The 12,976-nt window shown below is 60.9% G+C and carries 14 protein-coding genes; 3 read left to right on the forward strand and 11 right to left on the reverse strand.

Going from position 1 to position 12,976, the window contains the following annotated elements; translation table 11 throughout:
* Positions 1 to 178: 178 nt before the first annotated feature.
* The 5 genes from araH to RB216_RS22200 all read right to left on the reverse strand — a co-directional run bounded on the left by araH (position 179) and on the right by RB216_RS22200 (position 5,228).
* Complete coding sequence (gene araH / locus RB216_RS22180; RefSeq protein WP_028617559.1) at positions 179 to 1,144, reverse strand: L-arabinose ABC transporter permease AraH; 966 nt, start codon at positions 1,142 to 1,144, stop codon at positions 179 to 181.
* A 17-nt stretch (positions 1,145 to 1,161) separates the two neighbouring features.
* Positions 1,162 to 2,661, reverse strand: coding sequence for an L-arabinose ABC transporter ATP-binding protein AraG (gene araG / locus RB216_RS22185; protein ID WP_122687234.1), 1,500 nt, complete (start codon positions 2,659 to 2,661; stop codon positions 1,162 to 1,164).
* Complete coding sequence (locus RB216_RS22190; protein ID WP_028617561.1) at positions 2,658 to 3,638, reverse strand: substrate-binding domain-containing protein; 981 nt, start codon at positions 3,636 to 3,638, stop codon at positions 2,658 to 2,660. The genes araG and RB216_RS22190 overlap by 4 nt, the downstream gene beginning before the upstream one ends.
* 32 nt (positions 3,639 to 3,670) lie before the next feature.
* The gene (locus RB216_RS22195) at positions 3,671 to 4,492 is read right to left on the reverse strand and encodes an SDR family oxidoreductase (RefSeq protein ID WP_028617562.1); all 822 of its coding nucleotides are present in this window, start codon (positions 4,490 to 4,492) and stop codon (positions 3,671 to 3,673) included.
* Between the two features lie 256 nt (positions 4,493 to 4,748).
* Positions 4,749 to 5,228 (reverse strand): GNAT family N-acetyltransferase, encoded by a 480-nt coding sequence (locus RB216_RS22200; RefSeq protein ID WP_010208407.1) that lies wholly within the window; start codon positions 5,226 to 5,228, stop codon positions 4,749 to 4,751.
* Positions 5,229 to 5,412: 184 nt separating this feature from the next.
* Between RB216_RS22200 and RB216_RS22205 the strand changes: the two genes are divergently transcribed.
* The 3 genes from RB216_RS22205 (at position 5,413) to RB216_RS22215 (ending at position 7,336) form a co-directional block, all read left to right on the forward strand.
* Entirely contained in the window at positions 5,413 to 6,603 is a 1,191-nt protein-coding gene (locus tag RB216_RS22205; protein ID WP_068935405.1) for an MFS transporter, read from the forward strand.
* Positions 6,604 to 6,688: 85 nt separating this feature from the next.
* Positions 6,689 to 7,021 carry a hypothetical protein gene (locus tag RB216_RS22210; protein WP_028617564.1) on the forward strand — a complete coding sequence of 111 codons (333 nt, stop codon included), beginning with the start codon at positions 6,689 to 6,691 and terminating at the stop codon, positions 7,019 to 7,021.
* Between the two features lie 51 nt (positions 7,022 to 7,072).
* The gene (locus RB216_RS22215) at positions 7,073 to 7,336 is read left to right on the forward strand and encodes a hypothetical protein (protein WP_025854162.1); all 264 of its coding nucleotides are present in this window, start codon (positions 7,073 to 7,075) and stop codon (positions 7,334 to 7,336) included.
* A gap of 125 nt (positions 7,337 to 7,461) precedes the next feature.
* On the opposite strand, the gene RB216_RS22220 is transcribed toward RB216_RS22215, so the two are convergent.
* The 6 genes from RB216_RS22220 to RB216_RS22245 form a co-directional block, all read right to left on the reverse strand.
* Entirely contained in the window at positions 7,462 to 8,379 is a 918-nt protein-coding gene (locus RB216_RS22220) for a PfkB family carbohydrate kinase (protein WP_308907900.1), read from the reverse strand.
* Positions 8,372 to 9,838: a purine-cytosine permease family protein gene (locus RB216_RS22225; protein WP_068935409.1), complete on the reverse strand. Its 1,467-nt coding sequence runs from the start codon at positions 9,836 to 9,838 to the stop codon at positions 8,372 to 8,374. Before RB216_RS22225 ends, RB216_RS22220 begins: the two co-directional genes overlap by 8 nt.
* A gap of 78 nt (positions 9,839 to 9,916) precedes the next feature.
* Positions 9,917 to 10,918, reverse strand: a complete 1,002-nt coding sequence (locus RB216_RS22230) for an ADP-ribosylglycohydrolase family protein (protein ID WP_308907901.1) — start codon at positions 10,916 to 10,918, stop codon at positions 9,917 to 9,919.
* A complete protein-coding gene (locus RB216_RS22235; protein WP_050587884.1) occupies positions 10,915 to 11,628 on the reverse strand; it encodes a GntR family transcriptional regulator in 714 nt (237 codons plus the stop codon). The genes RB216_RS22230 and RB216_RS22235 overlap by 4 nt, the downstream gene beginning before the upstream one ends.
* A 70-nt stretch (positions 11,629 to 11,698) precedes the next feature.
* Positions 11,699 to 12,259: a DUF1285 domain-containing protein gene (locus RB216_RS22240; protein ID WP_028617570.1), complete on the reverse strand. Its 561-nt coding sequence runs from the start codon at positions 12,257 to 12,259 to the stop codon at positions 11,699 to 11,701.
* A 16-nt stretch (positions 12,260 to 12,275) separates the two neighbouring features.
* Positions 12,276 to 12,881, reverse strand: coding sequence for a DUF4823 domain-containing protein (locus tag RB216_RS22245; RefSeq protein WP_016979738.1), 606 nt, complete (start codon positions 12,879 to 12,881; stop codon positions 12,276 to 12,278).
* Between the last annotated feature and the right edge of the window lie 95 nt (positions 12,882 to 12,976).

Here is a 12,976-nt window from a genome sequence, read left to right on the forward strand (position 1 = left end):
GCCTATTGGGAAGTACGAAAACGGCGCCATTATGGCAAATCACGGACCTCAATACAGTGGAGATCCAAATGTGGGAGCGGGCTTGCTCGCGAATGCTGTGTGTCAGTCAAAGATGTTCTTACTGAACCACCGCCTTCGCGAGCAAGCCCGCTCCCACAGGGGTTAGGCGATGTTCTTGCTAGCGTTGTTTCATGCGGTCGATGATGACCGCAAGGAGCAGGATCGAACCCCGGATCACATACTGGTAGAAGGTGTCGATGTTCTTCAGGTTCATCGCATTCTCGATGATCGCCAAAATCAGCACCCCGGCAATCACGTGACGGATCATGCCGATGCCGCCGCTCAACGACACCCCGCCCAGCACGCACGCCGAGATCACGGTCAGCTCAAACCCCTGGCCAATCATCGGCTGGCCCGAGGTCATGCGCGACGCCAGAATCACCCCGGCCAACGCTCCAATCAGGCCGTGCACGGCAAAGATGATGATCTTGGTGCGATCAACATTCACCCCGGCCAGCAACGCCGCTTCCTGGTTACCGCCGATGGCCATGGTGTTGCGCCCGTAGGTGGTGTAGTTAAGCAGCCAGCCAAAGAACACAAAGCACAGCACGGTGATGATAATCGGCACCGGCACGCCCATCAGTTGGCCGTTGCCGAACACGAAGAAACCTTCGTCCATCACGCCGACGGCCTTGCCGTTGGAAAAGATGTACGCCAGTCCACGCACGATCTGCATGGTCGCCAAGGTCGCGATCAATGCGTTGATACGCAGCTTGGCGATGACAATGCCGTTGATCAGCCCCACCACCAGGCCCATGGCCAACGCAGCGGACACGCCGAGTACCACGCTGTCGGTGTCGCGGATCACAATGCCCGCGACCACACCGGCACAGGCAATCACCGAGCCCACCGACAAGTCGAAGTGCCCCGACGCCAGGCAGAACAGCATGGTGCACGCCGCAATACCCACGGTAGAAATCGCCAAACCCAACCCGCGCATGTTCAGCGGCGAAAGGAAGTTATCGATAAACAACGCACTGAGCACAAAGATGCTCAACGCGGCGAGCAACATCACCCAGTCATCGAGGAACTTGCGCTGGTTGAAACCCGGCCAGAAGCCCTTTGCAGTTTTTACCTCAGACATCATTCACCTCGAATTCTTCAAGCCCGCGAACGCGGGAGAGCCAGTTGCAACAGCCGTGCTTCGTCCGCCTGGTCGCGGGTGAGTTCGCCGGTCAGGGCGCCTTCGCTCATCACCAGGATGCGGTCGCTGATGCCCATCACTTCCATCAGATCGCTGGACACCACGATCACCGCAATACCGCTGGCGGCGAGGTTGTGGATGATCTGGTAGATCTCCGACTTGGCGCCGATGTCGATACCACGGGTCGGCTCGTCCAACAGCAGCACCTTCATCGGCATCGACAACCAGCGGCCGAGAATGGCCTTCTGCTGGTTGCCGCCGGAGAGGTACATGATTTTCTGTTCGGCGTTGGGCGTCTTGACCTTCATCGCCTTGATCTGCCGGTCGGCGTTGGTGGTTTCCCAGCCGTTGCGCAACAGCCAGCCAAAGGTTGAGTGGGCACCGCGCGCGCTGATATTGATGTTCTCGGCCACACTGGACAGCGGAATGATCCCCTCCTTCTTGCGGTCTTCCGGGCACAGCAAGACGCCGGCAGCAATCGCGTCGCGGGGTGAACGCAATTGCAATGTTTGCCCGCAGAGTTCAAGGCTACCGGCGGTGCAGCGAGTCAAACCGCTCAGCAGCCGAAACAGCTCCGTGCGCCCTGCCCCGACCAATCCGAACAGGCCAAGAATCTCGCCCTTGTGCACCTGCAGACTGACCGGCTCACGCAGGCCTGGTCCGAGCAAACCCTCGACCTTAAGCGCCACGTCGCCCTGTTCCCGTGGCCGGTAATCGTAGATGTCCTGGATATCGCGACCGACCATGCACGTCACCAACTGGTCGTGGGTCAGCGCGTTCATATCGTCGAAAGTGCGCACATAACGGCCGTCCTTGAACACAGTCACCGCGTTGCAGATGCGGAACACCTCTTCCATACGGTGCGACACATAGAGCACGACTTTGCCCTCATCGCGCAGGCGGGTGATGATCGCCATCAAGCGGTCGATCTCCCGCGCCGACAAGCTGCTGGTGGGTTCGTCAAAGGCAATCACATGGGCGCCACGGGACAACGCCTTGGCGATTTCCACCAGTTGGCGCTGGCCGAGGGACAGGCGTCCGAGCTTTTCGTCCGGATCGATTTCATCGGCCAGGCCTTTGAGACACGCCAACGCTTGCTTGCGCAATTGACTGCGGTTGACCACCCCGAAGCGCGTCGGCAAATGCCCGAGGAACAGGTTTTCGGCGACGGTCATTTCCGGCACCAGGTGCAGCTCCTGGTGGATCACCGCCACGCCGCTGGCAATGCTGTCGGCGGCGGACTTGAAGTCCATGGTCTGCTCGCCGATCTGCAGTGTTCCGCTGCTCGGCAGGTAGGCGCCGCCGAGAATCTTCAGCAGCGTCGACTTGCCCGCGCCGTTTTCACCCATCAACGCATGCACCTCGCGCGGCCGCGCTTCAAAGCTGATTTGCGCCAGGGCTTTCACACCGGGAAACTCCTTGCCGATGCCATTGAATCGCAGGGCCGCGCCGGTCATTTCCACAGCCCGATTTTGCTCAGCTCTTCCTTGAAGTTGGCGCGGGTGATCAGGGTCACGTTGTCCAACGCGGTGAACTTGGCAGGCTCGGTGCCTTTGGTGACCCATTCGAACATGGCGCTGGCGGTTTTGTAGCCGGAGGCGTCAGGGCTTAGCAGCATCGAGCCGTAAAAACCGGTGTCGGTTTTCTTCAGTTCTTCAATCGCATCGGTACCGTTGATGCCGACGCCGATCACGTTGGCCGCCTTGAAACCGGCGCTTTCGGTGGCGCGCACGCCGCCCAGTACGGTGCTGTCGTTCATGCCGCCGATGATCAGGTTTTTCGCAGCGCTGGGCAGTTTCACCAGGGCCGAGTTGGTGGCGTCCATGCTGCCGGGCACGTCGAGGGTTTTCTGCGCACTGAACAGGATATGGTCTGCTGGCAGGCCGGCAGCCTTGAGCCCTTCTACCGAACCGTCGGTGCGCTTCTTGCCGGTTTCAAGTTCGTCGAAGGTGTTGATGACGGCGTAGGTTTCCTTCCAATCCCAGTTGCGATGCTTGGCTTCGGCGGCCATGGCTTCGCCTTGTTTCTGGCCGATCTTGTAGGCATCCAGGCCGACGTAAGGCACGTCTTCCATGGGCTTGCCCTTGGCGTCGACAAAACGGTCGTCCACCGCCAGCACCTTAAGGTTATTGAGCTTGGCCTTGGCCATGATTGCCGGGCCGAGGGACACATCCGGCGGGCAGATGACGAAGCCCTTGGCGCCGTTGGCGGCCAGGGTGTCGATGGCCGACAGGGTTTTCTCACCATCGGGCACAGCGATCTTGATCACGGTGAAGCCCTGCTCCTTGCCGGCTTTTTCAGCGAAGGCCCATTCGGTCTGGAACCAGGGCTCTTCGGCCTGCTTGACCAGGAAGCCGATTTTCACTTCTTCGGCGGATACAACACCGCTGAACGCGACCGCGAGGGCCAGGGTGCCGAGTGTCTTCTTGAGCATGAACCACCTCGTTCTTGTTATTGGAAAACGGTTTAGTCGTGGTACATCACAGACCGCCCGCCATCGATCATCAGGCAGGTTGCATTGATAAAGGGCGCCTCGTCGGTCGCCAGGAACAGTGCCGTCATCGCTACCTCGACCGGCTGGCCAATGCGCTTGGGCGGGTGCAGGTCGAAGGCGCGCTGGCGCTCGGCGTGGGGGTCGGGAAAACCGTTCCAGTAGTCGACGTTGAGCTGGGTTTCGATGTAACCCGGCGCGATGGCATTCACGCGGATGCCTTTGGGCGCGTATTCGATGCCGAGGGCGCGGGTCAGTCCGAGCAGGCCGTGCTTGGCCACGGGATACGGGAAGCAGCCGGGAATGATGTGGCTGGAATGGGTGGAGGCAATATTGATGATGTTGCCAATGCCCTGCTCGATCATGTGCGGCAACACCGTGCGGCAGCCGAACCAGGCGCCGTCGAGGTCGATGGCGAAGCAGCGGCGCCAGTCTTCGTCGGTCATCTCCAGCGGGTCGCGGAACACGTTGACGCCGGCGCAGTTGACCAGCACATCCACGCGGCCAAAGCGCTCGATAGCCAGGTTGACCAGCGCCTGCCATTGATCTTTGGACGTGATGTCGACGGCTTGTGCATAGATGTCGGCGCCGCGTTCGCGCCAGTGGGCGGCGACCTTCTCGACTTTTTCGCCCTGGACATCCGCAATGATCAAGCGCGCCTGCTGGGCCTGAAAACACGCGACGATTGCCTCGCCAATGCCTTGGGCGGCACCGGTGATGATCACCACTTTGCCTTTGAGCCGCTCGCCATAGGTTGGCTCGGGCACGGCGGGGAGTGACAACGGTTGTGCCTGCATCGCTTCACCTGTTTTATTTTTGGTAGTGAGTGCCGATGCAGCCGACTATAAACCTATCATTTGAAATATCTCAATATATAAATTTGCATCCCATATAGTGAGCAAAGCATGGTCTTCAAGGCGAACAAAATCGAATGTGGGAGCGGGCTTGCTCGCGAATACGGTGTGTCAGCCATATATGAGTTGACTGATCCACCGCATTCGCGAGCAAGCCCGCTCCCACATTTTGATCTTCAGTGTTTTTGAAAGGAGCGCTTCAGCCCAGGGCGAAATCGCGCAGCGCATCGCCTTCCATGCGATAGCGCACCCACTCTTCCTGCGGCTGGGCGCCAATGGATTTGTAGAAGGCAATCGCCGGTTCGTTCCAGTCCAGCACGCTCCACTCAAAGCGCCCGCAACCGTTGTCAAAGGCGATCTTCGCCAGGTGGCGCAGCAGCTTCTTGCCCGCCCCGCCGCCGCGTTGTTCCGGGTTGATGTAGAGGTCTTCCAGGTACAGGCAATTGCTGCCCAGCCAGGTGGAATAGCTGAAAAAGAACACCGCAAAGCCAATCGGCAAGCCGTCGCGCAGGCAGATCAGGCCATGGGCGGTGGCGCCTTCGCTGAACAGGCTACGCTCGATGTCCACCACACTGGCGATCACTTCGTGCCGGGCCTTCTCGTACTCGGCCAGCTCGGTAATAAACGTCAGGATCTGCGCAGCATCGCTGGGCACGGCGGGGCGAATCTCGATGGTCATGGGCGAGCCTTGGCAATTTCAAAGCACACATACTAAGACGCTTTCGTGACGGATTGCAGTGCAATTTCACTGCATCCCCTTACTCCGTCCACGGCTAACGCTGGCACCACCAACCACACAACAATCGGCAAAGCGGTGCATGGTAAAAAGTCCGGCATAACTCCAATGACTTCCAGGCCATCTTATGCATTCCAAGTCTGCGGTGAGCACGCCGTTGTTCGCCCTGTTTTGCCTTGCCAGTTTTCTGTTGTCGCTGTCTTACGGCTCGACCTTTCTGTTGTCGTTGCTGATTCATACGCGCGGCGGTAACGAGCACGATGCAGGCAGTGTGATCTCCATGGCGATGCTCAGCACCTTTGTGGCGGTGTTGGTCTCCGGGCATTTGGCTGATGTGCTGGGCGCGGCGCGGGCGATTGCGGGATTGGGCCTGCTGTTGGTGGTGGCATGCCTGGGTTTTGCCCTGATGCCAGGTTTCGGCCTGGGCTTGATGGGGTTTGGCCTGGCCCTGGGGCTCGGTTGGGGGGTGTTCTATACCTTGGGACCGATCATCGTGGCCATGCTGGTAGAACCGCAGCAGCGGGCCAAGTACTTTGCGTTATTGTCCGGCAGCATGATGAGCGGGATCGGGGCCGGCCCCTTGCTCGGGCGTGCGGCGAGCGCATTGGAGCTGCCGCTGACCAGCGCGTTTTACATCGCCGCCTTCGCCAGCCTGGTGGGCGTGGTGATGTTCTGGCGACTGGGTGCCCATCTCAAACAAGACGCGGTTGTGGCAAAAATTTCCTGGCGTGCCACCCGCCAGGTGCTGTCATCGAGGGCCGTGTTCGCGATCATCATGGTCGGCCTGGGCGGTTGTGTGTTCGGCGGGTTGTCCTCATTCCAGACCAGCTACGCAGCGGCGCATTCCCTGGACTATTCGCTGTTTTTCGTGGGTTTCCTGAGCGCGGCGATTACCAGCCGCTTGTTGATTGCCGGGCTTGTCGTCAAGCGTGATGCCTATCGCTCGGCGTGCGTACTGTCGGGGCTGATGCTGGTGTCGGTGTTGATGTTTGGCTTCACGGTATCGGGGACCTTCAGCTACCTGCTCGCCGCCATCACCCTGGGCGTGGGTTATGGGCTGACGTACTCGGTGATCAACGGGCTGGTGGCGAATGAAGCCCCCGCTGGCACCACGTCCCAAGCGTTGCTGCTGTTCAGCCTCGGGTACTTCGTCGGGGTGTTCGGGTTCCCGATGCTGGCGGGGCGGATCATCGTCGAGTATGGCCTGCAATCGCTGCTGCTGAGTGTGACCGCAGTGGCGTTGCTCAATTGGTTGATCAGCCTCGCGAGACTGATCTGGCGGCGGGCCTCGGCACACAAAATCTTACAGGTGAGCTAAGACCGTTCGTCGCCATCAAGGCACGAACGCCAAAGCCGGGCTGACCAATAGAGGGTAAGGACATTAATCATATGGAGACACCCTCATGAAAAATTCCAAGTTTGCTGCCCTCGCCCTCACAGGCCTGTTGTCTGCTGCGTCGCTGAGCGCCTTTGCCGCCAGCTCGACCACCGGGCCAACCGATCCAACGCCGGATGCCACCACCGAGTCGCAGAAATCCATGGGTACTGGCATGGACACCAATGGTGGCGCGGTCATTGAGCCCGGCGCTGACCCGCGCACCCAAGGCAACGATACCCAGCGTCAAGCGCCTGCTGCCGTCGGTAACGGCAAAATGGGCCCGGCGATCAACCAGCCCAACATCAACAAGGGCGATGACTCCAACGTCCCAGGTGCGCCGAAACAACCTGCGCCTTGACCCATCGAACGCAAGACGAACACCCGATCATTTCCCAGTGAAGAGGTACGCATGAACGTCGATAGAAACCTTGAAAAAGAAGTCCTCACCCGCCTGCTGCACGCCCATCCGCAAGGCCTGGGCAAGGAGGTGCTGGATAACTACCGCGGCGAAAAAGAGGTGGCCAGTGTCTTGGCGTTCCTGCAGGACCGTGGGTTGATCAAGGATGGGCATGTGACCACTGACGCTGCCGGCGAGTATGCGTTGAATTTGCCAATCAAGCTGACGGCGTCGGGTGTGGATGAGGCGCGTAAGTTGGAATCTGAGACTAACTAGCAGCCTAAATGCAAAACCCAACAATGTGGGAGCGGGCTTGTTCGCGAAGGCGGAGTATCAGTGCCAGATTTTTACCTGACACTGCGCTTTCGCGAGCAAGCCCGCTCCCACAGTTTTGTCCGCGTTCAGCCAGCTAATAAAGCATCCACTTCGGCGGTGCCTGGGGAGGTCGCCGGGCCCCAGCGCGTTACGGCGAACGCAGCTGCCGCATTTGCACGACGTGCCGCTTGAGACGGTGTCAGGCCGTTCGCCAACCCAGCCATAAACACCCCCGCATGGGCATCCCCCGCTCCATTGCTGTCCACCGCTTTTACCTTGAAACCCGGCACATGCTCCGCTTGGCCATTGCGGCTGACCCAGCAACCATTCGGTCCATCCCGCACCACTAGCAAGGCATCAACGGGCAGGTGACGATTGAGATCGACCAGCGCATCCGCCAACGTACCCGCTCCGGTAAATGCCAGGGCTTCCGGGCCATTACTGGTCCAGATATCGATGCGCGGCAACAACGCCATCATCAGCGCCGAATCCGGCGCCTTGACCAACGGGCCCGGATCGAACACCACGGTGATCGCTCGCGGCAGCGCCAGCAGCCAATCGAGCAACGCCTGCGCCTTGCCTTCCAATAAAAGGCTGTAGCCGCTGACATACACGTAATCGTCCGCTTGCGGGACCATTCGCGCCAAGTCATCGGCACTCAAGTCACCTTCAGCGCCGATATGGGAAATGAAGGTGCGCTCAGTAGTAGCCTCGGTCAGCGATACACACAAACCGGTGTCTTTATCGGTGCTGGCCGTCTGGGCCATTTCCACCCCTTCGGCCTGCATCGCCGCGCGCGCCAGGTCACCAAAGCGCCCATTGCCATGACGGCCGAGGTAAACCACCGGCAACCCATTGCGCCGCGCGGCCGCCATCACATTGAAGCCTCCTCCGGCCTCAAAGCTGGCCGATTGCGCCAGCACGTCGCCGCCGGTGGCGGGCAAGGTATCGAGGGCCATCACCAGGTCGACGATGACCTGGCCGGTGTGCAGCAATCTAGACATTAGGACGCTCTACCAAAGCCGGGCGACGGTCAGCCGCACCACCCAGGACTGCATAAATCCCGCCGGCCACCAGGAAGGTGACGATCCAGCCCAGGCCGTTGTGGCCCAGCCAGGAGTCGGACAAAGGCCCGGCGAACCAGATGTTTTCGGCGGTGGTGCCGATGGTGGTGAAGCTGAAGCCCAGCGCAATCGCCACCGCCCAGGCGCCGAACGCACGCCACTCCACACCGCTGCGATACCAGTAGGCGCTGCTTGGGCTCACGTCCAGCAGGTCCTTGGGGCTGTAGTAGTGACGGTGGATCAGGTCAACCACGAAGATGCCGACCCACGCCGTGATCGGCACGGCCAGCAACGAGATGAAGGTGATGAACGGGCCGTAGAAGCTGTCGGCGATCAACATGAAGTAGATCGAGCCGGCAAAGATCGCCACGATGTCGACGATCACCGCATGCACGCGCTTGACCTTCAAGCCAAGGGTCAGGGTGGTGAGGCCCGCCGAGTACACCGACAGATTGTTGGACAGTAGCAGCCCGCCAAACGCGGTGATCAGGTACGGCACCGCCATCCAGGTCGGCAGCATGTCGCGGATCGCGACGATCGGGTCAGTGGCCGAGGCCAGGTCGTTGTTGCCCACCGACAACAAGCCACCAAGGGTGATCAGCAACACCAGCGGAATACCCGCGCCAAACGCGGCCGATGCCACCAGGCGCACGGCGGTGACGCTGCGGTGCTGATAGCGCGACATGTCGGCACCGGCATTCGCCCAGCCAATACCGGTACCGGCAGCCATGGTGCCGACGCCGATGATCATCGCGCTCAGCGGCGCCGGGGTGGCGTTGAACACCGCGCTCCAATCGATGGTCGCGCAGAGGAAGCCGCCGACCAGAATGTTCAGGGCGCCAAACACATACGTGGCCCACTTCTGGATCACCAGCAACGTGGCATGGCCCAGGCCGGAAACCGACAGGGTCAGCAAGACGAAGATGGCGATGAAGATCAGGGTCAGCACCGGCGCGCTTTTCGCTTCGACCGGCGAACCAAAGAGGATCGAGCATAACGACAGCAGCACAAAGGCGGCCGTGGTGGTGTTGACGGTCTCCCAACCCAGGCGTGACATCAATGACACCAGCGTCGGCCCGATATTGCCGCGCACACCGAAGATGGCGCGGGACAGCGTCAGGCTCGGCGCACGCCCACGACGGCCGGCGATGGAGATGATGCCCACCACCGCGAACGAACCGGCAGCGCCGAGGATCGCCACGATAATCGCCTGCCAGATCGCCAGGCCGCGAAACGCCACCAACGTGGCGCCGAGCGGCAAACCGAGGATGCTGATGTTGGCGGCGAACCACACCCAGAACAGTTGCAGCGGGTGCCCGTTGCACTCGCCTTCAGGGACCGGTTCGATGCCGCGTGTTTCCAATTGCCCGGCACTTTGGCCGGAAGAGGTGCTGCTCATGAGGGGGTGCTCCTGGTGCCTGTATTGTTGTGGTTGTGGCAGGGGTACAAAGCGAATCGTGTTTCCGGTCGTCCTGACTCAGCGCATTTTCAACAGCTCTTGAACCAGCGGCTGCAACTCCAGGCCATTGACCTCTTTGACCTGTTCGATCATCCCGTCAGGCCAGCACTGCATGCCCAGGCACGCACCCAGCATGGCGCCGAGAATGGCGGCAATCGTGTCTGTGTCACCGCCAAGGCTGGCGGCCAGGCACAAGGCCTCCAACGCACTCATCTCACCCACCGCCACTTGCTGGGCCAGGGCAAACGACACCACCACCGACTCCTGGGACGCGACGGAAGTACCGATCAATTCATACAGCAGGTCGGCGAACAGGGCCTTGTCGCCACTGCCGACGCTCAAAGTGCGTGCCCAACTGATGCGCGTGGAAATACGCCCGCCGGCAATCCAATGACCATGGCCTTCAGCCTGCTGGGCAATCTGGGTGCCTATGTTCAGTGCTTCGCCCAGGTCCACACCGTTGATGCCGGCCGACACCACCGCAGCCACCGCCGCCGCACTGGAAATCCCCAGGGTGGTGTTATGGGTGACCTGACAGGCCTGGATCACCGCCTGGATAAACCGCGCCGGGTCGCTGACGTCGGCGGCGATCCCCACCGGGGTGATGCGCATCGCAGCGCCGTTGGTGGTGCCGTAGCGGCCGGACTCTTCCGGCGTGTGACCGGCGAGGATCATGTCGATCGCGCGCTTGGTGGAGGGGCCGAGCAAATCCTGCGAGCCCTTGGCGCGCATCACTGCTTCCCAATCAATCAAACGCTGGGCGAGCACCGTCGGTTCGATGACGCCCTGCCCTTCCACCAGCAACTCGCCCACCAGGATCGCCTGCTCGGTGTCATCGGTGATGGAACCGGCAGGCATGTTCGGCGCGATCGGCTGGTCGGCGTCGGCATCTTCCAGGCCAGTGATGGCACCGAAACGCGCCCGGACCTGCTCGCGGCTCAAGGACTGGGTCGGCATACCCAGGGCATCGCCCAAGGCCAAGCCGTAGAAGGCGCCGAGGGCGCGGTTGTGCGGGGTCATTTCGAGTTTCCAAACTGGAGGTGCAAGCGAAAGTGCAGTGGATCGAGCAAGCTTTCGACGTACTCCATGAAGCGCTCGCGACGGTCATAGGTGGTACGCGACGCCTTGAGGAACACCGTGCCTGCGGGGCGACCGAGCAATTCTGCATCTTCATCGCTGAGGGGTTCGGCGCCGATCCATTGGTCCCCTTCGGCGCCGACGTAACCGTAGGCGGCCAGGGTGATGGTCAGGGAGTCATCGATCAGGCCGACTTTAGGCAGGCTCTCCAGGCCGCCAGACGCAGGCATCAGCGAACGTTCCAGGGACACCGCCGTGCCATCGGTGGTGCGGCGGCGGCGATCAAGGGCGATGAACTGATCGGTGCCGAAACGGCTGAACAGGTCCGGGCGGGTGACCGCTTCCAGGCGCAGGATGTCGGTGTTCACCCGCGCGCCTGTGTCGGCCAGGGCCTGAGCCCAACCACTGCGTTGGTCGAGCACCATACCGTCAAACGTGACGATGGAGCCGACGCCGCTCTGGGTCGCGATGTAGTTGCGTCGCTTGAGTTCGGCGAGGGCTTCGCGCAGGGTGCCGCGGCTGACCGCGAACTCTTCGGCCAGTTGGTGCTCGCCCGGCAGCAGGAAACCGTCGGCCATCACTCCACCCTCGATACGGCGGATGAGCTCGTCGACGACGCGTTTTTTCTTATCAAATCGAACATGTCTAATCATGTACAAATTGATAACCGAAAGCGGCTGTTTGCAGCAAGCGAATTATTTCAGGGAGATGAAAAAACCGGCCTCAAGGCTCCAGGCCGATACGGAAAAACTCCCCGCCGCTCCAGACGCCCAGCCAGTTCTGACCGTTGATCGGACGGCTCACCGCCAACTCCACCAATTGGTAGAACGCGTTGCGGTGCACCAGGGCTTCGAGGTTGGTGCGCACCCGCAGATAGGGGGCAGGTTCCTGGGTGACCGGGTCGATCACCACCCGCAAGGGGTGTTCAAGGCCCGCTTCGACCTGATCGTCCACGTTGGTGGTAAAGCGCAGAACCTGGCCTTCGCCCTGCCCTTCGACCTCCAGCGTTACCGCCACGAACGGCGCATCATCGACGCTGATGCCGACCTTTTCCACGGGAGTGACCAGGAAGTAGTCATCGCCATCGCGGCGGATGATGTTGGAGAACAGCTTGACCATTGGCTTGCGCCCGATCGGCGTACCCTGATAGAACCAGGTGCCGTCGCGGGCGATGCGCATGTCGATGTTGCCGCAGAAGTCCGGGTTCCACAGGTGTACCGGCGCCGGTCCCTTGCCCTTGGGCAGTTGGGCCAACAGATCGTTAGCCTTGGCGGAATCGGTCATGGGGCTCTCCTGGTGCTTATTGATCACTCATGCCCAGCAGGCTGCGGGCGTACTGGCGCAGTGGACGGGCAATCAGATCTTGTGGCTTGTTGTCGTGGAACGTCAGTAAACCACCACGACTGCGAATACGTGCAGTATCGATCAAATACTGGGTGCTGGTCTCGATCAACATGATCTGGATGACCCCGCTGTCCAACCCGACGCGGTCGAGGGCTTCCTGGTCGGCCCACTCATCGGCGTTGCCGATACGGTCATCCGCCTTGGCGAAACGACAGTACAGCAGGTAGTGAGCGCCGGCCGCACGGGCTTCGGACATTGCCTGCTCCAGACCTTCCGGCTGACGGGCGCGACGCACCATGGGGAAATATTCGATGAAACCGTTGAAGGCTTCCTCGGCCACCACGTTTGGACGCGGATAAGCGCTGCCCGGCGGCACAAAGGCACCTTGGGCGATAAACACGAAAGAGTCCGGCTGTATGCGAACCGAGGCGGTGCGACGGGTATCGCTGTGGTCCAGCAAACCGGCATCGCTCATCTGATAGCGGGTGCCTTCGGCCATATCGCTGACGGTCATGCAACCACTCAGCGTCAACGACGCCAGCAACAAAACCAGACTACGCATCCTAATCCTCCAGAAGCCGGTGACGGAAAACCGGCGAATGGGCGTGAGATGCAGGTTCTGGGCCAGGGGAGCAGCTACAAGCTTCAAGCTCGGCG

Source organism: Pseudomonas canadensis (assembly GCF_030980095.1).
In the GTDB taxonomy this organism is placed as follows: Bacteria; Pseudomonadota; Gammaproteobacteria; order Pseudomonadales; family Pseudomonadaceae; genus Aquipseudomonas; species Aquipseudomonas canadensis.